Origin of the sequence: Maritalea myrionectae DSM 19524 (assembly GCF_000423365.1) — a bacterium.
In the GTDB taxonomy this organism is placed as follows: Bacteria; Pseudomonadota; Alphaproteobacteria; order Rhizobiales; family Devosiaceae; genus Maritalea; species Maritalea myrionectae.
Genome location: NZ_AUHV01000004.1, coordinates 1 through 21,023 on the forward strand (window position 1 = coordinate 1; position 21,023 = coordinate 21,023).

General features: G+C 50.5%; 34 protein-coding genes. All 34 read left to right on the forward strand.

Translation table 11 applies throughout. From position 1 onward, the window contains the following. A partial coding sequence (gene tuf / locus G549_RS0111220) for an elongation factor Tu (RefSeq protein ID WP_027835104.1) occupies positions 1 to 1,101 on the forward strand: 1,101 nt, incomplete at its 5' end. A gap of 67 nt (positions 1,102 to 1,168) precedes the next feature. Next, positions 1,169 to 1,477: a 30S ribosomal protein S10 gene (rpsJ, locus tag G549_RS0111225; protein WP_027835105.1), complete on the forward strand. Its 309-nt coding sequence runs from the start codon at positions 1,169 to 1,171 to the stop codon at positions 1,475 to 1,477. Between the two features lie 23 nt (positions 1,478 to 1,500). Then, positions 1,501 to 2,208 carry a 50S ribosomal protein L3 gene (gene rplC, locus G549_RS20045; RefSeq protein WP_036222490.1) on the forward strand — a complete coding sequence of 236 codons (708 nt, stop codon included), beginning with the start codon at positions 1,501 to 1,503 and terminating at the stop codon, positions 2,206 to 2,208. Beyond that, positions 2,208 to 2,828, forward strand: coding sequence for a 50S ribosomal protein L4 (gene rplD, locus G549_RS0111235; RefSeq protein ID WP_027835106.1), 621 nt, complete (start codon positions 2,208 to 2,210; stop codon positions 2,826 to 2,828). The genes rplC and rplD overlap by 1 nt, the downstream gene beginning before the upstream one ends. Further along, the gene (locus tag G549_RS0111240) at positions 2,825 to 3,118 is read left to right on the forward strand and encodes a 50S ribosomal protein L23 (protein WP_027835107.1); all 294 of its coding nucleotides are present in this window, start codon (positions 2,825 to 2,827) and stop codon (positions 3,116 to 3,118) included. Before rplD ends, G549_RS0111240 begins: the two co-directional genes overlap by 4 nt. 17 nt (positions 3,119 to 3,135) lie before the next feature. Then, positions 3,136 to 3,975: a 50S ribosomal protein L2 gene (gene rplB, locus G549_RS0111245; RefSeq protein ID WP_027835108.1), complete on the forward strand. Its 840-nt coding sequence runs from the start codon at positions 3,136 to 3,138 to the stop codon at positions 3,973 to 3,975. 6 nt (positions 3,976 to 3,981) lie between these two features. Beyond that, positions 3,982 to 4,260: a 30S ribosomal protein S19 gene (gene rpsS, locus G549_RS0111250; RefSeq protein WP_027835109.1), complete on the forward strand. Its 279-nt coding sequence runs from the start codon at positions 3,982 to 3,984 to the stop codon at positions 4,258 to 4,260. Positions 4,261 to 4,262: 2 nt separating this feature from the next. Continuing rightward, a complete protein-coding gene (gene rplV / locus G549_RS0111255) occupies positions 4,263 to 4,643 on the forward strand; it encodes a 50S ribosomal protein L22 (protein ID WP_036222493.1) in 381 nt (126 codons plus the stop codon). Next, the gene (gene rpsC / locus G549_RS0111260; protein WP_027835111.1) at positions 4,643 to 5,365 is read left to right on the forward strand and encodes a 30S ribosomal protein S3; all 723 of its coding nucleotides are present in this window, start codon (positions 4,643 to 4,645) and stop codon (positions 5,363 to 5,365) included. Before rplV ends, rpsC begins: the two co-directional genes overlap by 1 nt. 14 nt (positions 5,366 to 5,379) lie before the next feature. Continuing rightward, positions 5,380 to 5,793 (forward strand): 50S ribosomal protein L16, encoded by a 414-nt coding sequence (gene rplP, locus G549_RS0111265; RefSeq protein ID WP_027835112.1) that lies wholly within the window; start codon positions 5,380 to 5,382, stop codon positions 5,791 to 5,793. A gap of 12 nt (positions 5,794 to 5,805) precedes the next feature. Then, a complete protein-coding gene (gene rpmC, locus G549_RS0111270; RefSeq protein WP_027835113.1) occupies positions 5,806 to 6,003 on the forward strand; it encodes a 50S ribosomal protein L29 in 198 nt (65 codons plus the stop codon). Positions 6,004 to 6,013: 10 nt separating this feature from the next. Further along, positions 6,014 to 6,247, forward strand: coding sequence for a 30S ribosomal protein S17 (rpsQ, locus tag G549_RS0111275; protein WP_027835114.1), 234 nt, complete (start codon positions 6,014 to 6,016; stop codon positions 6,245 to 6,247). Positions 6,248 to 6,322: 75 nt separating this feature from the next. Then, positions 6,323 to 6,691: a 50S ribosomal protein L14 gene (gene rplN / locus G549_RS0111280; RefSeq protein ID WP_027835115.1), complete on the forward strand. Its 369-nt coding sequence runs from the start codon at positions 6,323 to 6,325 to the stop codon at positions 6,689 to 6,691. A gap of 2 nt (positions 6,692 to 6,693) precedes the next feature. Beyond that, a complete protein-coding gene (gene rplX / locus G549_RS0111285) occupies positions 6,694 to 7,008 on the forward strand; it encodes a 50S ribosomal protein L24 (RefSeq protein WP_027835116.1) in 315 nt (104 codons plus the stop codon). Next, on the forward strand, positions 7,001 to 7,555 hold the full coding sequence (gene rplE, locus G549_RS0111290) for a 50S ribosomal protein L5 (RefSeq protein WP_027835117.1): 555 nt from the start codon (positions 7,001 to 7,003) through the stop codon (positions 7,553 to 7,555). The genes rplX and rplE overlap by 8 nt, the downstream gene beginning before the upstream one ends. A 34-nt stretch (positions 7,556 to 7,589) precedes the next feature. Next, the gene (gene rpsN / locus G549_RS0111295; protein ID WP_027835118.1) at positions 7,590 to 7,895 is read left to right on the forward strand and encodes a 30S ribosomal protein S14; all 306 of its coding nucleotides are present in this window, start codon (positions 7,590 to 7,592) and stop codon (positions 7,893 to 7,895) included. A gap of 13 nt (positions 7,896 to 7,908) precedes the next feature. Next, positions 7,909 to 8,307, forward strand: coding sequence for a 30S ribosomal protein S8 (rpsH, locus tag G549_RS0111300; RefSeq protein ID WP_027835119.1), 399 nt, complete (start codon positions 7,909 to 7,911; stop codon positions 8,305 to 8,307). Positions 8,308 to 8,367: 60 nt separating this feature from the next. Next, entirely contained in the window at positions 8,368 to 8,901 is a 534-nt protein-coding gene (gene rplF, locus G549_RS0111305) for a 50S ribosomal protein L6 (protein WP_027835120.1), read from the forward strand. A 12-nt stretch (positions 8,902 to 8,913) separates the two neighbouring features. Then, complete coding sequence (rplR, locus tag G549_RS0111310) at positions 8,914 to 9,267, forward strand: 50S ribosomal protein L18 (RefSeq protein WP_027835121.1); 354 nt, start codon at positions 8,914 to 8,916, stop codon at positions 9,265 to 9,267. 52 nt (positions 9,268 to 9,319) lie between these two features. Continuing rightward, positions 9,320 to 9,862, forward strand: coding sequence for a 30S ribosomal protein S5 (gene rpsE, locus G549_RS0111315; protein WP_027835122.1), 543 nt, complete (start codon positions 9,320 to 9,322; stop codon positions 9,860 to 9,862). Positions 9,863 to 9,893: 31 nt separating this feature from the next. Next, positions 9,894 to 10,082, forward strand: a complete 189-nt coding sequence (gene rpmD, locus G549_RS0111320; protein ID WP_027835123.1) for a 50S ribosomal protein L30 — start codon at positions 9,894 to 9,896, stop codon at positions 10,080 to 10,082. 15 nt (positions 10,083 to 10,097) lie between these two features. Further along, positions 10,098 to 10,568, forward strand: coding sequence for a 50S ribosomal protein L15 (gene rplO / locus G549_RS0111325; RefSeq protein ID WP_027835124.1), 471 nt, complete (start codon positions 10,098 to 10,100; stop codon positions 10,566 to 10,568). Between the two features lie 34 nt (positions 10,569 to 10,602). Beyond that, the gene (secY, locus tag G549_RS0111330) at positions 10,603 to 11,940 is read left to right on the forward strand and encodes a preprotein translocase subunit SecY (protein WP_027835125.1); all 1,338 of its coding nucleotides are present in this window, start codon (positions 10,603 to 10,605) and stop codon (positions 11,938 to 11,940) included. Further along, positions 11,937 to 12,509 (forward strand): adenylate kinase, encoded by a 573-nt coding sequence (locus G549_RS0111335; RefSeq protein WP_027835126.1) that lies wholly within the window; start codon positions 11,937 to 11,939, stop codon positions 12,507 to 12,509. Before secY ends, G549_RS0111335 begins: the two co-directional genes overlap by 4 nt. Before the next feature lie 194 nt (positions 12,510 to 12,703). Further along, positions 12,704 to 13,072, forward strand: a complete 369-nt coding sequence (gene rpsM, locus G549_RS0111340; RefSeq protein WP_027835127.1) for a 30S ribosomal protein S13 — start codon at positions 12,704 to 12,706, stop codon at positions 13,070 to 13,072. A 93-nt stretch (positions 13,073 to 13,165) separates the two neighbouring features. Beyond that, the gene (gene rpsK / locus G549_RS0111345; protein ID WP_027835128.1) at positions 13,166 to 13,552 is read left to right on the forward strand and encodes a 30S ribosomal protein S11; all 387 of its coding nucleotides are present in this window, start codon (positions 13,166 to 13,168) and stop codon (positions 13,550 to 13,552) included. 112 nt (positions 13,553 to 13,664) lie between these two features. Continuing rightward, positions 13,665 to 14,681, forward strand: a complete 1,017-nt coding sequence (locus G549_RS0111350) for a DNA-directed RNA polymerase subunit alpha (protein WP_036222498.1) — start codon at positions 13,665 to 13,667, stop codon at positions 14,679 to 14,681. 38 nt (positions 14,682 to 14,719) lie between these two features. Continuing rightward, complete coding sequence (gene rplQ, locus G549_RS0111355; RefSeq protein ID WP_027835130.1) at positions 14,720 to 15,148, forward strand: 50S ribosomal protein L17; 429 nt, start codon at positions 14,720 to 14,722, stop codon at positions 15,146 to 15,148. A gap of 182 nt (positions 15,149 to 15,330) precedes the next feature. Beyond that, positions 15,331 to 16,713 (forward strand): Do family serine endopeptidase, encoded by a 1,383-nt coding sequence (locus G549_RS0111360; protein WP_036222501.1) that lies wholly within the window; start codon positions 15,331 to 15,333, stop codon positions 16,711 to 16,713. 3 nt (positions 16,714 to 16,716) lie between these two features. Next, complete coding sequence (locus G549_RS0111365) at positions 16,717 to 18,045, forward strand: replication-associated recombination protein A (RefSeq protein ID WP_027835132.1); 1,329 nt, start codon at positions 16,717 to 16,719, stop codon at positions 18,043 to 18,045. Positions 18,046 to 18,080: 35 nt separating this feature from the next. Further along, entirely contained in the window at positions 18,081 to 18,461 is a 381-nt protein-coding gene (crcB, locus tag G549_RS0111370; RefSeq protein ID WP_027835133.1) for a fluoride efflux transporter CrcB, read from the forward strand. Between the two features lies 1 nt (position 18,462). Beyond that, positions 18,463 to 19,455, forward strand: coding sequence for an RluA family pseudouridine synthase (locus G549_RS0111375; protein WP_027835134.1), 993 nt, complete (start codon positions 18,463 to 18,465; stop codon positions 19,453 to 19,455). Further along, a complete protein-coding gene (locus tag G549_RS0111380) occupies positions 19,455 to 20,117 on the forward strand; it encodes an HAD-IA family hydrolase (protein ID WP_036222504.1) in 663 nt (220 codons plus the stop codon). Before G549_RS0111375 ends, G549_RS0111380 begins: the two co-directional genes overlap by 1 nt. Further along, positions 20,117 to 20,899, forward strand: coding sequence for an ATP12 family chaperone protein (locus G549_RS0111385; protein WP_027835136.1), 783 nt, complete (start codon positions 20,117 to 20,119; stop codon positions 20,897 to 20,899). The genes G549_RS0111380 and G549_RS0111385 overlap by 1 nt, the downstream gene beginning before the upstream one ends. Positions 20,900 to 21,023: the final 124 nt, after the last annotated feature.

Sequence of the window (21,023 nt, forward strand, 5' to 3'; positions counted from 1 at the left end):
GCGATTACGAAAGTATTGTCTGAAGCGACAGGTGGTCAAGGCACAGCTTTTGACGAGATCGACAAAGCGCCAGAAGAAAAAGCACGTGGTATTACCATTTCCACAGCGCACGTTGAGTACGAAACAGACGGTCGCCACTATGCGCACGTTGATTGCCCAGGCCACGCTGACTATGTGAAAAACATGATCACTGGTGCGGCTCAGATGGATGGTGCTATTTTGGTTGTGAACGCAGCTGATGGCCCAATGCCACAGACACGTGAGCACATTTTGTTGGCCCGTCAGGTTGGTGTACCAGCGCTGGTTGTGTTCTTGAACAAAGTTGACCAGGTTGACGACGAAGAGTTGTTGGAATTGGTGGAAATGGAAGTTCGTGAACTTTTGACCACTTATGAATTCCCAGGCGACGATATTCCAATCGTAGCGGGTTCAGCTTTGGCTGCTTTGGAAGGCCGTGACGACGAAATCGGCAAAAACAAGATCCTTGAGCTGATGCAGGCTGTTGACGATTATGTGCCAACACCAGCACGTCCTAAGGACCAGCCATTCTTGATGCCAATTGAAGACGTATTCTCAATTTCAGGCCGTGGTACAGTTGTTACCGGTCGTGTTGAGCGTGGCGTGATCAATGTTGGCGAAGAAGTTGAGATCGTTGGCATTAAAGACACACAGAAAACTGTTGTGACAGGCGTTGAAATGTTCCGCAAGCTGCTGGATAGCGGTGAAGCTGGTGACAATATCGGTGCTTTGATCCGTGGTATTGACCGTGAGCAAGTTGAGCGTGGTCAGGTTTTGTGTAAGCCAGGTTCAGTGACCCCACACACCAAGTTCATTGGTGAGGCGATCATTTTGACCAAAGACGAAGGTGGCCGTCATACGCCATTCTTCAACAACTACCGTCCACAGTTCTACTTCCGTACAACTGACGTGACTGGTGTTGTGACGTTGCCAGAAGGCACCGAAATGGTGATGCCTGGTGACCGTGTTGAGATGAACGTTGAGTTGATCGTGCCGATCGCGATGGAAGAGCAATTGCGCTTCGCTATCCGCGAAGGTGGCCGCACTGTTGGCGCCGGCGTCGTCGCCAAAATCATCGAGTAGTAAATTTTTCAAGCGCTTTGCGGCGTTCATTTAGAGCGCCGCAGCGTTTATTTCGGGAAACATCGACATGAATGGTCAAAACATTCGTATCCGGCTGAAAGCGTTCGATCATCGAGTCCTCGATAGCTCGACGCATGAGATTGTGAACACGGCTAAGCGCACAGGCGCTCAAGTTCGTGGCCCAATCCCGTTGCCTACACGAATTGAGAAATACACTGTCAACCGTTCGCCGCACGTCAATAAGAAGAGCCGCGAACAATTTGAAATTCGGACTCACAAGCGTCTTTTGGACATTGTGGAACCGACTCCACAGACAGTGGATGCGCTTATGAAGTTGGACTTGGCGGCCGGTGTGGACGTCGAGATCAAACTTTAGAACTTTAGAAAAGGTGTAAACCGATGCGTTCAGGTGTGATCGCACAGAAGCTGGGCATGACCCGGATCTTTACAGAAGAGGGCAGAGATGTCCCTGTAACAGTCCTTGGTCTTCAGAACTGCCAAGTTGTCGCTCAGCGGACGGCGGACAAAAATGGTTATACGGCACTCCAATTGGGTGCGGGTACAGCCAAAGTAAAAAATACAAGCAGAGCGGCCCGTGGTCACTTTGCGGTAGCAAAAGTTGAACCAAAACGGAAAGTTGCGGAATTCCGCGTTTCCGAGGACAACATGATTGAAGTTGGCGCCGAAATGTTGGCTGATCACTTCCATGTTGGCCAGTTTGTGGATGTGGCTGGTACATCAATCGGTAAAGGTTTTGCCGGTGCGATGAAGCGTCACAACTTCGGCGGGATGCGGGCAACACACGGTGTGTCTATCTCTCACCGTGCCCACGGTTCGACTGGTCAGTGTCAAGATCCAGGTAAAGTCTTCAAAGGTAAGAAGATGGCTGGTCACATGGGCGCTGTTCGTACAACTACTCAAAACCTGAAGGTTGTGAAGGTTGACGTAGAACGCGGTTTGATCATGGTTCAGGGTTCTGTTCCAGGTTCAAAAGGTGGTTGGATTATGGTCCGTGATGCGGTTAAGAAGCCTGCATCTGCTGATGCGCCAACACCTGGTTCGTTCAAAGCGGCTGAAGCAGCTCAAGCTGAAGGGAGTGCTGAATAATGGAACTTTCAGTTATATCTCTCGACGGTAAATCTGCCGGCAAAGTGAACTTGTCTGACGACGTTTTTGGCCTTGAGCCACGTCAGGACATTTTGCACCGCATGGTTCGTTACCAGCAGTTGAAAAAAATGGCTGGCACACATGATGTGAAAAACCGCGCTGAAATCCGTGGCACAACAAAGAAATTTGTTCGCCAAAAAGGTTCAGGCGGAGCACGTCACGGTAACCGTAAGGTTCCAATTTTCCGCGGTGGTGGTCGTGCATTCGGCCCAACACCTCGCTCACATGCGATCGTGTTGCCAAAGAAAGTTCGTGCGTTAGCACTTAAGCATGCATTGTCTACAAAAGCTAAGTCAGGTGACTTGGTGATTTTGGATAAAGCTGAAATCAAAGAAGCCAAAACATCAGCTTTGAAAAAAGCGTTTGGTGAGCTTGGTCTAGACAACGCTTTGATTATCGGTGGTTCAGAACTTGATCAAAACTTTGCGCTTGCCGCACGGAACATTGGTCACATCGACGTTCTGCCCGCTCAAGGCATCAATGTTTATGACATCTTGCGTCGCACAAAATTGGTGTTGACCAAGGCTGCTTTGGAAAGCTTGGAGGCTCGTTTCTCATGAGCATGGTGAAAGCATACGATATTATTCGCAATCCGGTTGTGACTGAAAAGTCCACCTATGCGTCAGAGCACAACCAAGTTGTATTTGACGTGGCGATCGATGCGACCAAGCCTGAAATCAAGGCAGCGGTTGAAGGGTTGTTCTCTGTTAAAGTGAAAGCCGTCAACACTTTGGTCCGCAAAGGCAAGGAAAAGCGTTTCCGCGGCCGCGTTGGTCAGCGCAAAGACGTGAAGAAAGCAATTGTGACATTGGCTGAAGGTCAGTCAATTGACATTGCGACCGGACTATAGGCAGGAAAGATTAGAAAATGGCTTTGAAGCAATATAATCCAACCTCGCCAAGCCAACGTGCGCTGATCGGTATCGACCGTTCAGGACTTTGGAAGGGCGGTCCAGTCAAGAAATTGACTGAAGGTCTGACAAGCAAGGGCGGTCGCAACAATTCTGGCCGTATTACCATGCGTCGTCAGGGCGGTGGTGTTAAGCGTGCCTACCGTGTGGTTGACTTTAAGCGTCGTAAATATGACGTCGTCGGCACGGTTGAGCGTTTGGAGTATGATCCAAACCGCACAGCGTTCATCGCGCTTGTAAATTATGATGATGGCGAGCAAGCCTACATCTTGGCGCCGCAGCGTTTGGCTGCTGGTGACAAGGTTGTGGCCTCACGCAACAATGTTGACGTGAAGCCAGGCAATGCGATGCCATTGGAAAAAATGCCAGTGGGTACCATTGTGCACAACGTTGAGATGAAGCCTCTAAAAGGTGGTCAGATTGCACGTTCTGCCGGTACTTACGTTCAATATGTTGGACGCGACCAAGGCATGGCTATTCTGCGGTTGAACTCAGGTGAAACGCGGTTGGTGCCAGGCTCTTGCATGGCAACAGTTGGTGCAGTGTCTAACGCTGATCACTCCAACACCAATTTGGGTAAAGCTGGTCGTAAGCGCTGGTTGGGCAAACGTCCTCAAGTTCGTGGTGTTGCCATGAACCCGATCGATCACCCACACGGTGGTGGTGAAGGGCGTACTTCAGGTGGTCGTCACCCAGTGACGCCTTGGGGTAAACCAACTAAGGGCAAGCGTACTCGCTCTAATAAACAGACGGACAAATTTATTGTTCGTTCACGTCATCAGAAAAAGGGCAGGTAGGTCACTATGGCACGTTCTGTTTGGAAAGGTCCGTTTGTTGACGGATATCTGATCAAAAAAGCGGAAAAAGTCCGTGAGTCCGGCCGTCACGAAGTGATCAAAATCTGGAGCCGTCGCTCTACGATTTTACCACAATTTGTGGGCCTCAATTTTGGTGTTTACAACGGCCAGAAGCACGTACCAGTTCTCGTAACTGAGGAAATGATCGGTCACAAGTTTGGTGAGTTTGCACCATCTCGTACCTATTATGGCCACGGCGCCGACAAAAAGGCGAAGAGGAAGTAACAATGGGTAAGCCAAAGCGTGAACGTACGCTTAAAGACAATGAGGCACGGGCCGTGTTGCGCATGTTGCGCACGAGCCCTCAGAAATTGAACCTCGTTGCAAGCGCTATCCGGGGTAAAAAGGTTGAGAAGGCTTTGGCCGAATTGACCTTTTCTCAAAAGCGCATTGCAAAAGATGTGAAAAAGACATTGGAAAGCGCCATCGCCAATGCTGAGAACAATCACGGTCTGGATACAGATGCGTTGGTCGTTGCTGAAGCATATGTGGGCAAGTCCTTGGTGATGAAGCGTTTCCGTCCACGTGCTCGTGGTCGTGTGGGTAAGATTTTGAAGCCTTTCTCACATCTGACTATCGTTGTTCGTGAAGTCGAGGAGGCCGCATAATGGGTCATAAGATTAATCCAATCGGTTTCCGTCTTGGTGTTAACCGGACTTGGGACAGCCGCTGGTTCGCTGATAAAGGCGAATATGGTAGCTTGTTGCAGGAAGATTTGAAAATCCGCAAAATGCTTAAGAAGGAACTTAAGCAAGCTGCGGTTTCTAAAATCGTGATTGAGCGTCCACACCGTAAATGCCGCGTGTCTATTCATACAGCACGTCCTGGTATTGTGATCGGTAAAAAAGGCGCTGACATCGAGAAGCTGCGTAATAAAATTCGCAAGTTCACCGATTCAGAAGTACACATCAACATTGTTGAAGTACGTAAGCCTGAAACGGATGCGAACCTTGTTGCCCAGGGCATCGCGCAGCAACTTGAGCGTCGTGTATCTTTCCGTCGTGCCATGAAGCGTGCAGTGCAAACTGCAATGCGTATGGGCGCTGAAGGTATCCGGGTGAACGTAGCTGGTCGTTTGGGCGGCGCAGACATTGCGCGGACTGAATGGTATCGCGAAGGTCGCGTTTCTTTGCACACATTGCGTGCTGACATTGATTACGGCACTGCGGAAGCTGAAACAACATTCGGGATCATCGGGATCAAAGTTTGGATTTCAAAAGGTGAAATTCTTGAACATGATCCAATGGCTCACGAACGTCGTGCGATTGAAGCTAGCGGTGGTGGCGATAAGAAGCCTCAGCGTCAGCGTCGTCAGCAGGCTGCAGGCTAAGGAGTTTACTGATCATGCTGCAACCTAAACGTACAAAATTTCGTAAAGCGCACAAAGGCCGCATCCATGGTGTTGCCAAAGGTGGTTTTACATTGAACTTTGGGTCTCATGGCCTTAAAGCTCAAGAACCTGAGCGTGTTACTTCACGTCAGATCGAAGCTGCACGTCGTGCAATGACCCGTCACATGAAACGTGCCGGTCGTGTTTGGATCCGCGTGTTTCCTGATGTACCTGTAAGCTCTAAGCCTACAGAAGTTCGGATGGGTAAAGGTAAAGGTTCACCAGATTATTGGGCCGCTCGGGTTAAGCCAGGTCGGGTCATGTTTGAAATCGATGGTGTGTCGGACGAAGTTGCACGCGAAGCCTTGCGCTTGGCAGCAATGAAATTGCCGATCAAAACACGGGTTGTTACCCGTATTGCGGACTAAGGGGCACGTCTCATGAATGCGAGTGAAGTGCGGGTTAAGACCGCAGACGAGCTAAAGCAAGAATTGGTTGATTTGAAAAAAGAGCAGTTCAATCTGCGTTTTCAACGTGCAACCCAGCAGCTTGAAAATACCGCGCGTGTTCGGCAGGTTCGCCGTGACATTGCTCGGATTAAGACCATCCTGCGCGAAAAAAGCGTAGCAGGCCAGTAGGAGCGTTTTGATGCCAAAGCGTATATTGCAAGGGACTGTGGTCTCTGACAAGAACGAGAAAACTGTTGTGGTACGTGTTGAACGTCGTTTTACGCACCCGCTTTTGAAAAAGACAGTTCGTCGTTCAAAAAAATATCAGGCGCATGACGAAGCGAATGCGGCCAAGATTGGTGACATTGTTCAAATTCAAGAATGTGCACCGGTTTCTAAGAATAAAAGATGGGCCGTTATTCAGGCTTCGTAAAGAGCTTTAGAATATCGGAATGAATGTTGTAAATCGGTTGTTTAGAATCAACCAAAATATAGAAGGCAGCCAGTCATGATTCAGATGCAGACGAATCTCGATGTCGCGGATAATTCCGGTGCGCGTCGTGTTATGTGCATCAAGGTGCTGGGCGGTTCCAAGCGTAAATACGCTTCTGTGGGCGACGTAATTGTTGTGTCCGTTAAAGAAGCTATTCCGCGTGGCCGCGTTAAGAAGGGTCAAGTGATGCGCGCAGTAGTTGTGCGTACGGCGAAAGACATTCGCCGCCCCGATGGTACCGTGATCCGTTTTGACCGCAATGCAGCGGTCTTGGTGAACAACAATAAAGAGCCAATCGGCACACGTATCTTTGGACCAGTTCCTCGCGAATTGCGCTCAAAGAACCACATGAAGATTGTCTCACTTGCGCCGGAGGTGCTGTAACCATGGCTGCCAAGATTAAAAAAGGCGACAAGGTTATCGTTTTGACTGGCCGCGACAAGGGCAAAACTGGTGAAGTTTTGCGCGTTGCGCCGGAAGAGAACCGCGCCGTTGTTCAAGGTGTGAATTTGGTGAAACGTCATCAACGTGCAACACAAACAAATGAAGGCGGCATCTTTAACAAAGAAGCGCCAATTCACTTGTCAAACATTGCATTGGTTGACCCGAAAGAAAACAAAGCAACTCGTGTTGGTTTTGTGGTCAAAGATGGCGAAAAGAAACGCGTAGCAAAGCGTTCAGGAGATGTGATCGATGGCTGAGAATTACGTCCCACGTCTACGCACACATTATAATGATGTTGTGCGCGCTGGCCTAACTGACCAGTTTAATTACCAAAACCACTTGCAGGTTCCAAAATTGGACAAAGTGGTTTTGAATATGGGTGTTGGCGAAGCTGTAAATGATACCAAGAAAGTTAAGTCTGCCTTGGCTGATATGGAAGCTATTGCCGGTCAAAAGCCGATTATTACATATGCGAAGAAGTCTATTGCGGGCTTTAAAGTGCGCGAAGAAATGCCTTTGGGTGTTAAAGTGACTTTGCGTAAGACGCAGATGTACGAATTTGTTGATCGTTTGGTGAACATTGCTTTGCCTCGCGTTCGGGACTTTCGTGGGCTAAACCCAAAAAGCTTTGACGGCCGCGGCAACTTTGCAATGGGTATCAAAGAACACATCGTCTTCCCTGAGATCAATTACGACCAAGTTGATCAAATGTGGGGTATGGACATCATTGTGTGCACCACTGCAAATAGCGACGAAGAAGCCTTGGCGCTTCTTAAAGGCTTTAACTTCCCGTTTCGTCAGTAGTCGAAACGAGACGATCGAATAAGGATCAAAGAAGATGGCAAAGAAAAGCGCCGTAGAAAATAACGAGAAAAAGCGTCGTTTGGTGGACAAATACTCCGCTAAGCGTGCTGATCTCAAAGCGATTGTTGACGATCGTTCTCTTCCTATTGAAGAGCGTTTCGCTGCAACATTGAAGTTGGCTGAATTGCCACGCAACAGTGCAGCTGTTCGTGTACGCAATCGTTGTGAAGTTACAGGTCGGCCACGTGGCTATTACCGGAAACTCAAAATGTCACGTATTTCACTACGTGAATTGGGTAACGAAGGTAAAATTCCTGGCCTCGTCAAGTCGAGCTGGTAAGGAGACATAAGCGATGAGTTTTACTGATCCGCTTGGTGATATGCTAACACGTATCCGGAATGCCCAAATGCGCAACCGGACTACTGTTTCAACACCTGCATCTAAATTGCGGGCACGTGTTTTGGACGTTTTGAAGTCTGAAGGCTTCATTCGCGGCTATAGCGTGACCGAATTTGAAAACGGCTCTGCTGAGTATAGCGTTGAGTTGAAATATCTCGACAATCAGCCAGTGATCCGCGAAATCCAACGTGTTTCAAAGCCAGGTCGTCGTGTGTACGCTTCTGTGAAGAATATTCCACAAGTGGCAAACGGCCTCGGGGTATCCATCGTTTCAACACCTAAGGGTGTGATGGCTGACCATGAAGCACGTCAAAATAACGTTGGTGGTGAAGTGTTGTGCCGCGTCTTTTAAGGCGTTAAACACACTGATCTCACTATTTAGCTACGGTTTGAACCGAAAAGGCAAAAGAACATGTCGCGTATTGGCAAGAAACCAGTCGCCCTTCTAGATGGCGTGACGGTCACAATCGAAGGCCAAACGGTTAAGGCAAAGGGCCCTAAGGGCGAATTGTCTGTTGATTTGGTTGACTTGGTGACAGTTGAAATGACCGAAGAGGGTGTCCAGGTCACCCCCGTGAACGATAGCAAACAAGCGCGTTCTGCTTGGGGTATGTCACGTACATTGGTGAACAACATTGTCACTGGTGTGAAAGAGGGCTTTTCTAAGAAGCTGGTAATCAACGGTGTTGGTTATCGTGCTCAAATGCAAGGTACTGACCTTAAGTTGGCACTTGGCTTTTCACATGATGTGATTTTCAAGGCACCTGAAGGCATTAAGCTTGAAGCACCACAGGCAACTGAGGTTGTTATTTCAGGTATTGATAAGCAAGCGGTTGGGCAGGTTGCTGCCAATATCCGTGAGTTCCGGCCACCAGAGCCTTATAAAGGCAAAGGTATCCGTTACGAGGACGAATATATCTTCCGTAAAGAAGGTAAGAAGAAGTAAGGGCGCAAGAGAATGGCGAATATGTCTAGCAAAGACCGCCGCAAGGCGAGAGTACGTCGCGCAATTCGTTTGCGCGCAAATGGTCGTCCACGTTTGTCGGTTTTCCGTTCGGGCAAAAATATTTATGCCCAAGTTATCGATGACACGACTGGCCACACTTTGGCTGCCGCTTCAACTTTGGACAAAGATCTTAAAGTTGAAAATGGTAGCAACCAAGATGCTGCACAGCAGGTCGGCAAACTTGTTGCTGAACGTGCTGTAAAAGCCGGCGTTGGCGATGTGATTTTCGATCGTGGTGAATATCTATACCACGGCCGCGTGAAAGCTTTGGCAGAAGCTGCACGTGAGGGCGGGCTGAGCTTCTAAATGAATGCGCAAGCCAAAACAAAACAGAATTTAAAGAGAACTGGTTGAGACGATGAGAGACAATCAAGAGCGCGATAGCGAATTTGTTGATCGCCTGGTCCACATCAATCGCGTGGCGAAAGTGGTGAAAGGCGGCCGTCGTTTCGGCTTTGCTGCACTTGTTGTGGTTGGTGATCAAAAAGGCCGTGTTGGTTTCGGTCATGGTAAGGCGCGTGAAGTGCCTGAAGCGATCCGTAAGGCAACAGAGCAAGCCAAACGTCAAATGATCCGTGTGCCATTGCGTGAAGCGCGTACATTGCACCACGATGTGGCGGGTCGTCACGGTGCGGGCAAGGTGTTCTTGCGTGCGGCACCTGCGGGTACTGGTATTATTGCCGGTGGTCCAATGCGTGCGGTATTTGAGACGCTTGGTATTGCGGATATTGTGGCCAAGTCACAAGGTTCAGCAAACCCATATAACATGGTTCGGGCAACATTTGATGCTTTGAAAAATCTGGATAGCCCACGCTCAGTTGCTGCGCGTCGTGGTTTGAAGGTTTCTGAAATTCAAGGTCGTCGCCGGGAATCTGACGTTGGCGAACAGGTGAATGCGTAATTCGCGTCACTGACGTTTACGGAGTTGAGAAATGGCTGAAAAAACAGTAACTGTTGAGCAGATTGGTAGCCCGATCCGCCGGACACAAGATCAACGTGCCACGCTTGTTGGTCTTGGTCTGAACAAAATGCATCGTCGTCGTACACTGGAAGATACTCCAGCTGTGCGTGGGATGATCAAAAAAGTTTCGCATCTCGTTCGCGTTGTCGACGAGAAGTAATAAAAGGGTTTTGTCATGCGACTGAATGAGTTGGCCGACAATAAAGGTGCCACAAAGAACCGCACACGCATTGGTCGTGGTATTGGTTCTGGTAAAGGCAAAACCGGTGGCCGCGGTGTAAAGGGTCAAAAGTCACGCTCAGGTGTATCCGTGAACGGGTTCCGTGGTGAGCAGACAAACTTGATCCAGCAAATGCCTAAGCGCGGGTTTAACAATCCGTTTGCGAAAAAGTTCAATGCCGTTCGTCTTGATCGCATTCAAACTGCGATTGATTCCGGCAAACTTGACGCCAAGGGCGTGATTGACGCAAAAGCATTGGTTGAAGCGGGCGTTATTCGTCGCGCTAAAGACGGTGTGCGTTTGATCGCTGGTGGCGAATTTAAAGCGTCTAAAGTGACCTTTAAAGTTGACCATGCGTCAAAAGGTGCCCAAGCAGCTGTAGATGCTGTTGGCGGCAAAATCGATCTTCCAGCGGCGGCGGAGTAATTCGCCGCTTCTTCTCATTTATTGAGGATGGTTTATGGCTTCGGCAGCAGAACAACTTGCCCGAAATATGAATTTTTCGACCTTTGCCAAGGCAAAAGACCTTCAACAGCGCATCCTGTTTACCCTGGGTGCGCTTTTGGTCTATCGGTTTGGTACATTTATTCCAATTCCAGGCATTGATGGGGACGCTTTCGCGGCGACCTTTGATCGCGCACAAAACGGCATTTTCGGCATGTTCAACATGTTTGCCGGGGGCGCGGTTGAGCGTATGGCGATTTTTGCGCTAAACCTTATTCCTTACATTACCGCCTCTATCGTTATTCAGGTGTTGACCACCGCTTCGACCCGTCTTGAGCAGCTCAAGAAGGAAGGGGAGCAGGGGCGTCGTAAGATCAACCAATATACCCGCTATCTCGCGGTGGTGTTCTGCGCATTGCAGGCCTACGGGATTGCTGTTGGCTTGGAAGCCAGTGAAGGGGTTGTAACCAATCCTGGCTGGTTCTTCCGTTTGTCTACCGTGATTACCCTTGTCGGGGGCACAATGTTCCTGATGTGGCTGGGTGAGCAGGTTACCGCACGTGGTGTAGGTAACGGCATCTCCTTGATCATTTTCGCAGGTATTGTGGCGACATTGCCAACAGCCATTGCACAAACGCTCGAATTGAGCCGGACTGGTGCTTTGCCAACAGTTGGTGTGGTTGGTCTATTGGTACTCGCGATTGTGGTGATTGGCATCATTGTGTTCTTTGAAAGGGCACAGCGAAGGCTGTTGGTACAATATCCAAAGCGCCAGGTGGGCAATAAGATGTTCCAAGGGGACACATCTCACTTGCCGCTGAAGCTGAACACTGCTGGTGTTATTCCGGTGATCTTTGCGTCATCTTTGCTGTTGTTGCCTGCAACAATGGCCGGCTTTGCCGCTCAAGGTAACGCACCGACCTGGTTGACCACTGTGTCTGCTGTTTTGGGTCGTGGCCAGCCGCTTTATCTTGGCCTTTTTGCGTTCTTGATCTTTTTCTTTGCGTTCTATTACACCTCGATCGTGTTTAACCCGACTGAGACAGCCGACAATTTGAAAAAATCAGGCGGCTTTATTCCAGGTATTCGTCCGGGTGAACGGACCGCGCAGCACGTGGACTATGTGCTCACGCGGATCACGTTGGTGGGCGCAACCTATTTGACTGCGGTTGCTCTGATCCCAGAGGTTTTGGTGTCGCAGCTTGGCGTTTCTGCCTTCTTGGGGGGGACATCACTTCTCATTATGGTGACGGTGACGCTGGATACGATTTCACAAGTTCAAAGCCATCTGATTGCGCAGCAATATGAGGGCTTGGTGAAGAAATCTCGTTTGGGAGGACGTCGTAAAAAATGAGGCTGATTTTGTTGGGCCCGCCAGGTGCGGGTAAGGGGACGCAAGCACAATTCTTGACTGAGAAGTTCGATATTCCGCAATTGTCTACTGGTGATATGTTGCGGGCAGCGATTGCTGCTGAGACCGAACTTGGGTTGAAGGTAAAAGACATGATCGCCCGTGGTGATCTTGTGCCTGATGAAATTGTGGTTGGCATTATTTCAGACCGTATTGATGAGTCTGATTGTGCAAATGGTTTCATTTTGGATGGCTTTCCACGCACAACAGGTCAGGCGGAAGCGCTTGATGATCTGTTGGACGAGAAGGGCATTTCGCTCGACGCGGTCGTTGAGATCCGTGCTGACGCTGACATTTTGGTGGGCCGCATTTTGCAGCGTGCTAAAGAAAATGGTGGCGCCCGTGCAGACGACAATGAAGAAGTGTTGCGCAACCGTCTTGATGTCTATCAAGAAATGACAGCGCCATTGGTTGAATATTATTCTGCCAAGGGCTTGCTGAAAAGTGTTGACGGCATGGCTGGAATCGAAGAAGTCACAGCCTCAATAATGTCTGCGCTGAACGCCGACTAAAATTTGGAGCATTTGGGCCGATAAGCGTGTTGACTTATGGCCCAAAACTCGGTTATGAACCGCGCTTAGTCATACGCAATGCGATGGACTGGGTCGGTTTCTTGAAAAAAGCAGGGGATCGGTATCCGGTCGTTTGTTGTTGTTTGGGCGCAAATCGAAAAGTTTGATTTGCATTAACTAAGGAGATCAGGGACGTGGCTCGTATTGCTGGCGTCAATATCCCAACGAATAAACGTGTAGCTATCGCGCTACAGTACATTCACGGGATTGGTGCAACAAAAGCGTCTGAAATCTGTGGCAAAGTTGGTATCGCGGCCGAGCGTCGTGTTAACGAACTTTCTGATGCCGAAGTGATTCAGATTCGTGAAACAATTGACAGTGACTACATGGTAGAGGGTGACTTGCGTCGCTCTGTTGCGATGAACATCAAACGCTTGATGGATCTTGGTAACTACCGTGGGTTGCGTCATCGTCGTGGTCTACCTGTACGTGGTCAAAATACGCACAATAATGCGCGTACACGTAAGGGTCCTGCGAAGCCTATTGCAGGCAAGAAAAAGTAAATCTGAAAGGCGCTTCAATCTTGAGGTGCCTTTTGTTCGGTGGAGCCACCGCTTAATAGTGCAGTGGCGTTGAGATCGCTTTAAGGAAAAAGAATGGCTAAAGAAGCTCGTGTTCGCCGTCGCGAACGAAAGAATATTACTTCCGGTGTTGCTCACGTAAATTCTACTTTTAACAACACCATGATTACCATCACAGATGTGCAAGGCAACGCGATTGCTTGGTCGTCTGCTGGTACCATGGGCTTTAAAGGCTCGCGGAAATCAACTCCATATGCTGCTCAGGTTGCTGGCGAAGACGCTGCAAAGAAAGCCCAAGAGCACGGCATGAAAACTTTGGAAGTTGAAGTTTGTGGCCCAGGTTCTGGTCGTGAATCAGCGCTGCGCGCGTTGCAAGCTGCTGGTTTTACAGTCACAAGCATTCGTGACGTAACCTCCATTCCGCACAACGGCTGTCGCCCACGCAAGCGTCGTCGCGTGTAGTTTATTGTTTTGCCCATTTTGGCCAATTAATCGATTGGGCAATTCAATAGGTTCTTACATTTCAATGTGGCCATTGGCGGATGTGCTGCATATGGGAAAGGGTTAAACTATAATGATCCAGAAAAACTGGCAAGAATTGATTAAGCCGACAAAGCTGGACATTGTACCGGGAAATGATCCGGCGCGCGTTGCCACTATTGTCGCTGAGCCTTTGGAAAGAGGTTTCGGTTTGACATTGGGCAATGCTTTGCGTCGTGTTTTGCTGTCTTCGCTGCAAGGTGCTGCTGTAACAGCCATCCAAATTGATGGCGTGTTGCATGAGTTCTCATCTGTTGCAGGTGTGCGCGAAGACGTTACCGATATGGTGCTCAATGTCAAAGACATCGCAGTCCGTATGGAAGATGAGGGACCTAAGCGTCTCGCTTTGACCAAAAAGGGACCTGGTGCGGTGCTTGCTGGCGACATTGAAACAACTGGCGATATCGAGATTTTGAATCCAGAACTGGTTTTGTGTCACCTCGATGATGGTGCCGAAATCAACATGGAATTCACTGTAGGCAATGGCAAAGGCTATGTACCTGCAGATCGCAATCGTCCTGAAGATGCACCGATTGGCCATGTAGCAGTGGATTCACTGTTCTCGCCAATTAAGCGTGTGTCTTACAAAGTTGAAAATACCCGTGAAGGTCAGGTGCTTGACTATGACAAGCTGAACCTGACAGTGGAAACAAACGGTGCAATTACGCCTGAAGATGCTGTGGCTTTCGCTGCACGTATCTTGCAGGATCAATTGAACGTGTTCGTGAACTTTGAAGAGCCTGAAAAAGAGGTTGTTGAAGATGCCATTCCTGAATTGGCCTTTAACCCAGCCTTGCTCAAGAAAGTTGATGAGCTTGAATTGTCTGTTCGTTCAGCAAACTGCTTGAAGAACGACAATATCGTTTACATTGGTGATTTGATCCAGAAGTCGGAAGCGGAAATGTTGCGCACGCCGAACTTTGGTCGTAAATCACTGAATGAAATTAAAGAAGTTCTGGCGCAAATGGGCTTGCATCTTGGTATGGATGTAGCCAACTGGCCGCCTGAAAACATTGAAGATCTCGCGAAGCGTTTTGAAGATCATTATTGATCTTTAAGCGCCCCGCATTGAGTTGACAGGAGAATAGAATGCGCCACCGTAAAGCTGGTCGCAAGTTGAACCGGACAGCAAGCCATCGTAAAGCGATGTTTGCTAACATGTCTGCTGCTTTGATCAAGCACGAGCAGATCGTTACAACTTTGCCCAAAGCCAAAGACCTTCGTCCAATCGTTGAAAAACTCATCACATTGGCGAAAAAAGGTGATCTGAATTCACGTCGTATCGCAGCGTCTCGCATTGGTGATGAAGCCATGGCGAAGAAGTTGTTCGACGTATTGGGTCCTCGTTATCAAGATCGTCAGGGTGGTTACACCCGCGTGTTGAAAGCCGGCTTCCGCCATGGCGACAACGCGCCAGTTGCTGTGATCGAGCTTGTTGATCGTGATCCGTCAGCACGTGGTGCCGATTCAGGCCCAACTGCTGATCGTGATGAAACTGAAAACGCCGACGCAGCGTAAGCTTCAGCTTCATTTCGAAGAGATTTTAAAGCGCTCCCAATTTGGGGGCGCTTTTGTTTTGTCTGACGCAAATTTGATCTTATATCTGCCTTATTGCGTTTTATGATCAGGCGCGACTCGTCAACGACCCAGGGAGACCGATTGTTATGCGATCAAAACTGCATATAAGAGCCATTGCGACGATGTTTGCATTTATTGGGGTCTTGGCCCCAGCGTTGGCCCAGAATGCGCGTGAGGTGCCTTTGGATCGTGCTCAGGTGCAGCTTAGCTTTGCGCCTGTGGTGCAAAAGGCGTCGACTTCAGTCGTGAACGTCTATGCAACCAAAATGACGGTGCAGCGTGACTCCATGTTCGACGATCCGTTCTTTCGGCGCTTTTTTGGTGAAGACAGTCCATTCTTCGAACGGCGTCCGCGCAAGAGCCAATCTCTTGGCTCTGGGGTGGTAGTTCAGTCTGACGGCATGATTTTGACCAACTTCCACGTGGTGGATGGGGCGGATGACATCCGCGTTGGTTTTGCTGATGGGCGCGAATATCACACCGAACTGATGTTGGCGGACAAAAAGACAGATTTGGCTGTGCTGCGCATTAAGGACGCAAACGGTGAGAAATTTCCCGCACTGGAGTTTGCAGATTCTGACGAACTACTTGTCGGTGACCTCGTATTGGCGATCGGCAACCCCTTTGGTGTCGGGCAAACCGTGACCAGCGGGATTGTATCTGCTTTAGCACGTACCGGTGTGGGCGTGAGCGACTACCAATTCTTCATTCAAACCGATGCGGCTATCAACCCGGGCAATTCCGGCGGCGCGTTGGTGGATATGAATGGCCGTTTGGTTGGCATCAACACCGCGATATTCTCGCGCTCTGGTGGGTCAAATGGTATTGGCTTCGCCATTCCCGCCAGTATGGCACAGTTTATTTTGACGGCCGCGCAAAATGGCGGCGAGTTAGTGCGGCCTTGGTTGGGCGCACGGCTGCAAGAAGTCACGGGCGATATTGCCCGATCTATTGGCCTGCCACGCAAGCGCGGGGCTTTGGTCAGTGAGATTTATCCGAATGGCCCGGCTGACGATGCCGGTTTGAAATCCGGTGATGTGATTTTGATGCTGGATGATCGGATGGTCGAAGACCCTGAAGCCTTCGATTTCCGCCTGTCGACGAAACCTGTCGGCGGCGAAGCAAACCTTTTGGTGCTGCGCAATGGGCGCGATATCGAATTGCGTTTGGCCCTTAAGCCTGTCGATAAAGATGCCGAAATCCGGCAAATCACCGTGAAAGGCAATTCGCGTTTCACCGGGGCAACAATGGTGCAGTTGAACGGATATTATCGCGATGAGCTCGACCTAGCGTCTTCGATTGAAGGCGTGTTGGTGCTGCAAGTGCAGCGTGGCTCTCCGGCGCAACGCATGGGGCTGCGCCCTGGCGATGTGATCCGCGCCCTTAATGGTGAGCAAAATCTCACCCTTGATCGCTTCCAAGAGCTTGTGGGCGAGGGCGCTCGCGGCTGGCGTTTGACCATTCAGCGTGGTAATCGAGTGATAAACTCGTTTATCAGTGGATAGTCTATGCCCGATTTATTTGGCGATGATGCTGGATCATCGCCCAATGAGCAATTTGAAGATCGGCCGTTAGCAGATCGGTTGCGCCCCAAAACCTTGGATGAGGTGGTGGGGCAAGACCATTTGTTGGGCGAAGACGGCGTGCTGACGCGGATGATCAAGGCGGGGCGCCTTGGCTCACTCGTGTTTTGGGGCCCGCCAGGGTCTGGCAAAACCACGGTCGCACGTTTGCTCGCCGATCAGGTGGATTACCATTTCCACCAAATTTCAGCCATTTTTTCCGGTGTAGCCGACCTCAAGAAGACGTTTGAAATGGCACGCCAGATGCGGGGCAATGGCAAAAAGACCTTATTGTTCGTGGATGAGATTCATCGCTTCAATCGCGCGCAGCAAGATAGTTTTTTGCCCGTTATGGAAGATGGCACCATCGTTTTGGTGGGCGCGACTACGGAAAATCCATCATTTGAGTTGAACGCGGCGCTGCTGTCGCGGGCGCAGGTTCTAAGCTTTCGCTCTCATGATCGCGATGCGGCGGAGCAAATGATTTCGCGGGCTGAAAAGCTGGAAGAGCGTGACGCGCCGCTGGACCAAAATGCGCGGCGGGCGCTGTTTGAAATGGCCGATGGCGATGGTCGTGCCTTGTTGGGTCTGCTGGAAGAGGTTTATGCCGCCACGGGCGAAGGCGAGGTGTTGGACCAGCAAGCGCTTGAAGCCTTGGTGCAACGGCGGGCACCGGTTTATGACAAAGGGCAGGACGGTCACTACAATCTGATCTCGGCCTTGCACAAAACTATTCGTGGGTCTGATCCGGATGCGGCGCTTTATTATTTGACGCGGATGTTGGTGGCGGGCGAAGATCCGATGTTTTTGGCACGGCGGTTGATCCGCATGGCGGTTGAAGATATTGGTTTGGCCGATCCACAGGCGCTTGAGCAATGTGTGGCGGCGCGGGATGCATTTCATATGCTGGGGCCACCTGAAGGAGAGTTGGCGTTGGCGCAGGCGACGGTTTATTTGGCATTGGCGCCGAAGTCGAATGCGGTTTATAACGCGTTCAACAAAGCCATGCGGGTAGCGAAAACCACCGGATCACCAACGCCGCCGAAGGTGATTTTGAACGCGCCGACAAAATTGATGGAAAATGAAGGCTATGGCGACGGGTATATTTATGACCATGACGCGCCAGACGCCTTTTCGGGGCAGGAATATTTTCCCGAAAAACTGGGCCGGCAAAGTTTTTACGAACCGGTTGAGCGTGGGTTTGAACGCGATTTGCAAAAGCGGGTAGATTATTTCAAACGCTTGCGTTTGCGGCGGCAAACGGGCAAAAGCTAAGCAACTGAGAATTTCGAAGTGAGAAAGGGCAGTTCATGTCCTATTTGTTGGTCGGACTAGGTGGCGCGTTTGGGGCCATGGGCCGATTTGGCGTTGGCCAATTGATCATGCGTTGGGGGCTGACGGGATGGCCTTATGCAACCCTTGCGGTCAATATTGTCGGCTCGTTCCTTATGGGGCTTGTTATTGCGCTTTTGGCGCGGACAACCCCGGAATGGTCGCATTCAGCGCGGTTGCTGCTGGCTACCGGATTTTGTGGTGGCTTCACCACCTTTTCGGCGTTCTCTTTAGATTTTATCGCCCTATATGAGCGCGGCCAAATGCTGTCGGCGCTTATGTATCTGGGGCTTTCTGTAATTTTGTCCATTGCTGCTTTGTTTGCAGCGATGGCGTTGGTGCGCGGGAGTGCAATTTAAAATGAGTGGTGTTCAACATCGAAAAGTGACGGAAGAAGAAGACGGCATGCGGCTGGACCGCTGGTTTTCGATCCATTTTCCGGATTTGCCGTTTTCACGTCTGAACCGCATTATCCGCAAAGGTGAAGTGCGCGTTGAAAAAGGCCGGGTGAAAGCCAATCAGCGGCTTGAAACTGGGCAAACCGTTCGCGTGCCGCCGATCAGCGATGCGGGTGTGAAACCACGCAAGCCAAAGCCCGTCGACGAAAAAGACGTGAACTTCATTCGCGATATCACGCTTTATGAAGATGACGACATTTTGGTGCTGAATAAGCCACACGGCTTGGCCGTGCAGGGCGGGACGGGCACCAAACGGCACTTGGACAAGATGCTGGAGAGCATCCCCAACAAAAAGGGTGAGAAGCCGCGCCTGGTGCATCGGTTGGACCGTGACACGTCGGGCTGCTTGCTGATTGCGAAGTCCCGTTCTGCGGCCTCGCATTTCGGCAAAATCTTCCGGTCGCGTTCGGCCCGCAAGATCTATTGGGCGATCACCGCCCATGTGCCGCACCCGAAGCAGGGCAAGATCTCTTGCTTTCTTGCACGTCGCGCCACAGATGACGGCGAACAGATCCAGGTGGTGGATCAGGGCGAAGATGGTGCGCAGCATTCTGTAACCCATTATTCGGTGACTGATGATGCGGCGGGCCAAGTGGCTTGGGTGACGCTGAAACCTGTGACCGGCCGGACGCACCAATTGCGGGTGCACATGTCTCAGCTTCGCACGCCGATCTTGCACGACCCGCGCTATTTCTCCTTGGAGAACTGGGAAGCGCCTGAGGAAACGGGCAAGGGCCTGCATTTGCATGCGCGTCGCCTGGCCATTCCGTTGGCCAATGGTCAGCGTTTGGACATTACGGCACCATTGCCGCCGCACATGCAGCAAACCTTTGATTTGTTCGGCTTTAATGCGTCGCAATATGACCCACAAGATGATGAATTGGATGAAGATTGATGCGTCTTGTCGTTTTTGATGTCGATGGCACGATTGTCGATAGCGCCCATATCATTATTGATGCGGCGCACTATGCGTTCGAAAAAGAAAAACTTTCTATCCCGACCCCACATGCCGTGCGCTCTGGCATCGGGCTGAAGCTTGAAACGGCGATCGGGCATTTGCTTGAGGAACATGATGATGTGCTGGTGGATCGCCTTGCGGGCCACTATCGCGATTATTTCTTCGGTAAGGTGACGGATGAGCCGCATATTGAGCATATTTACGATGGAGCCTATGACGCGATCCATCGGCTTGGCGCGCATGAGAAAACCCTTTTGGGCATTGCCACTGGCAAGCATTTGCGCGGCATCCACCGTTTGTTTGATAATCATGATTTTGGCCATCATTTTGTGACCCTTCAGGCCGCAGATAATAACCCTTCCAAACCGCATCCGGGCATGTTGCACAATGCAATCAATGAAACTGGGGTTGAGGTTGCGCGCACCGTGATGGTGGGCGATACGTCATATGATATGCAAATGGCCAAAGCTGCCAATGTTAAGGCCATTGGCGTGGCGTGGGGCTATCACGATAAGGCAGATTTGCTAGAGCATGGTGCGGATGTCGTGATCGACAAATATGAACATATTGATGAAGCAATTGACGGACTTATTGGCTGATGCGTGAGATTCTTAAAGAGGCAGAAGCACATATCAATGATGGTTATGGCCGGGCGCAGGAACACGCCAAGCAGCCATTGCCCAAGCGTTTCTATAAAGAGGTGTCGACCGACGAACTTGATGGCCAGCACCGTGTGTTGCTGGACGGCAAGCCGATCAAAACACCCGGCAAAAAGACTGTTGGTTTTCCTGACCCTAAGCTGGCGCAGTTGGTTGCAGACGAGTGGGCGGCTGTCGAGGAGAAAATCGACCCCGCCAAAATGCCACTTACGCGGATCTGCAATACGATTGTTGAAAGTGGTGATGAATATTTGGCACCCGTGCGCGCGGAATTGCTGAAATATGCCGCCAATGATTTGCTGTTTTACCGCGCCGAGGGGCCAGACAGTTTGGTTGAGCTGCAGCGGCAGCATTGGGATGCGCCATTGCAGGTGTTTGAACGTGAGCACGGGGCCACATTCAAGTTGGTGGCTGGCGTGATGCACGTGGCACAGCCGCAGGAAAGCCATGAAAAGATCGGGGCGCTGATCAACCGCTACGGCCTTTATTCCGCCTTTGCCGCGATGTCCATTACCTCGATCACCGGTTCGGCATTGCTGGCCATTGGCCTGCGTGAAGGGCATTTTGATGCGGAACAGGTTTGGACTGCCGCTTATGTCGATGAGGACTATCAAGCCAGCCAATGGGGCGAGGATGATCAAGCCATGGCCGCGCGCGCCTATAAGCGCAAAGACTTTGACGCCGCAGTTCAATTGTTTGATCTTTTGAATCCAGAAGTTTAGAGAAGTCGTTGAGGCGCATGACCTATTTCGGCGGTGCGCTGAGATCTATGCCCGAAGAAAAAAGCCGACGCAAGCGCCGGCTGACTTCGTAATTCGATTCCGTAAGCTGTGTTAAGTCGCTGAC

Excerpts from the sequence above, each read along its gene's own strand:
- rpsN (WP_027835118.1), top strand. The coding sequence starts at position 7,590 with ATGGCAAAGAAAAGCGCCGTAGAAAATAACGAGAAAAAGCGTCGTTTG.
- rpsH (WP_027835119.1), top strand. The coding sequence starts at position 7,909 with ATGAGTTTTACTGATCCGCTTGGTGATATGCTAACACGTATCCGGAAT.
- rplX (WP_027835116.1), top strand. The coding sequence starts at position 6,694 with ATGGCTGCCAAGATTAAAAAAGGCGACAAGGTTATCGTTTTGACTGGC.
- rplN (WP_027835115.1), top strand. The coding sequence starts at position 6,323 with ATGATTCAGATGCAGACGAATCTCGATGTCGCGGATAATTCCGGTGCG.
- rplC (WP_036222490.1), top strand. The coding sequence starts at position 1,501 with ATGCGTTCAGGTGTGATCGCACAGAAGCTGGGCATGACCCGGATCTTT.
- rpmC (WP_027835113.1), top strand. The coding sequence starts at position 5,806 with ATGAATGCGAGTGAAGTGCGGGTTAAGACCGCAGACGAGCTAAAGCAA.
- G549_RS0111360 (WP_036222501.1), top strand. The coding sequence starts at position 15,331 with ATGTTTGCATTTATTGGGGTCTTGGCCCCAGCGTTGGCCCAGAATGCG.
- rplB (WP_027835108.1), top strand. The coding sequence starts at position 3,136 with ATGGCTTTGAAGCAATATAATCCAACCTCGCCAAGCCAACGTGCGCTG.
- rplF (WP_027835120.1), top strand. The coding sequence starts at position 8,368 with ATGTCGCGTATTGGCAAGAAACCAGTCGCCCTTCTAGATGGCGTGACG.
- G549_RS0111385 (WP_027835136.1), top strand. The coding sequence starts at position 20,117 with ATGCGTGAGATTCTTAAAGAGGCAGAAGCACATATCAATGATGGTTAT.
- rplV (WP_036222493.1), top strand. The coding sequence starts at position 4,263 with ATGGGTAAGCCAAAGCGTGAACGTACGCTTAAAGACAATGAGGCACGG.
- G549_RS0111365 (WP_027835132.1), top strand. The coding sequence starts at position 16,717 with ATGCCCGATTTATTTGGCGATGATGCTGGATCATCGCCCAATGAGCAA.
- rpmD (WP_027835123.1), top strand. The coding sequence starts at position 9,894 with ATGGCTGAAAAAACAGTAACTGTTGAGCAGATTGGTAGCCCGATCCGC.
- G549_RS0111375 (WP_027835134.1), top strand. The coding sequence starts at position 18,463 with ATGAGTGGTGTTCAACATCGAAAAGTGACGGAAGAAGAAGACGGCATG.
- rplO (WP_027835124.1), top strand. The coding sequence starts at position 10,098 with ATGCGACTGAATGAGTTGGCCGACAATAAAGGTGCCACAAAGAACCGC.
- rpsC (WP_027835111.1), top strand. The coding sequence starts at position 4,643 with ATGGGTCATAAGATTAATCCAATCGGTTTCCGTCTTGGTGTTAACCGG.
- rpsK (WP_027835128.1), top strand. The coding sequence starts at position 13,166 with ATGGCTAAAGAAGCTCGTGTTCGCCGTCGCGAACGAAAGAATATTACT.
- rplP (WP_027835112.1), top strand. The coding sequence starts at position 5,380 with ATGCTGCAACCTAAACGTACAAAATTTCGTAAAGCGCACAAAGGCCGC.
- rpsJ (WP_027835105.1), top strand. The coding sequence starts at position 1,169 with ATGAATGGTCAAAACATTCGTATCCGGCTGAAAGCGTTCGATCATCGA.
- G549_RS0111380 (WP_036222504.1), top strand. The coding sequence starts at position 19,455 with ATGCGTCTTGTCGTTTTTGATGTCGATGGCACGATTGTCGATAGCGCC.
- rplE (WP_027835117.1), top strand. The coding sequence starts at position 7,001 with ATGGCTGAGAATTACGTCCCACGTCTACGCACACATTATAATGATGTT.
- rpsS (WP_027835109.1), top strand. The coding sequence starts at position 3,982 with ATGGCACGTTCTGTTTGGAAAGGTCCGTTTGTTGACGGATATCTGATC.
- G549_RS0111335 (WP_027835126.1), top strand. The coding sequence starts at position 11,937 with ATGAGGCTGATTTTGTTGGGCCCGCCAGGTGCGGGTAAGGGGACGCAA.
- G549_RS0111350 (WP_036222498.1), top strand. The coding sequence starts at position 13,665 with ATGATCCAGAAAAACTGGCAAGAATTGATTAAGCCGACAAAGCTGGAC.
- rplD (WP_027835106.1), top strand. The coding sequence starts at position 2,208 with ATGGAACTTTCAGTTATATCTCTCGACGGTAAATCTGCCGGCAAAGTG.
- rplR (WP_027835121.1), top strand. The coding sequence starts at position 8,914 with ATGGCGAATATGTCTAGCAAAGACCGCCGCAAGGCGAGAGTACGTCGC.
- rplQ (WP_027835130.1), top strand. The coding sequence starts at position 14,720 with ATGCGCCACCGTAAAGCTGGTCGCAAGTTGAACCGGACAGCAAGCCAT.
- crcB (WP_027835133.1), top strand. The coding sequence starts at position 18,081 with ATGTCCTATTTGTTGGTCGGACTAGGTGGCGCGTTTGGGGCCATGGGC.
- rpsQ (WP_027835114.1), top strand. The coding sequence starts at position 6,014 with ATGCCAAAGCGTATATTGCAAGGGACTGTGGTCTCTGACAAGAACGAG.
- rpsE (WP_027835122.1), top strand. The coding sequence starts at position 9,320 with ATGAGAGACAATCAAGAGCGCGATAGCGAATTTGTTGATCGCCTGGTC.
- secY (WP_027835125.1), top strand. The coding sequence starts at position 10,603 with ATGGCTTCGGCAGCAGAACAACTTGCCCGAAATATGAATTTTTCGACC.
- G549_RS0111240 (WP_027835107.1), top strand. The coding sequence starts at position 2,825 with ATGAGCATGGTGAAAGCATACGATATTATTCGCAATCCGGTTGTGACT.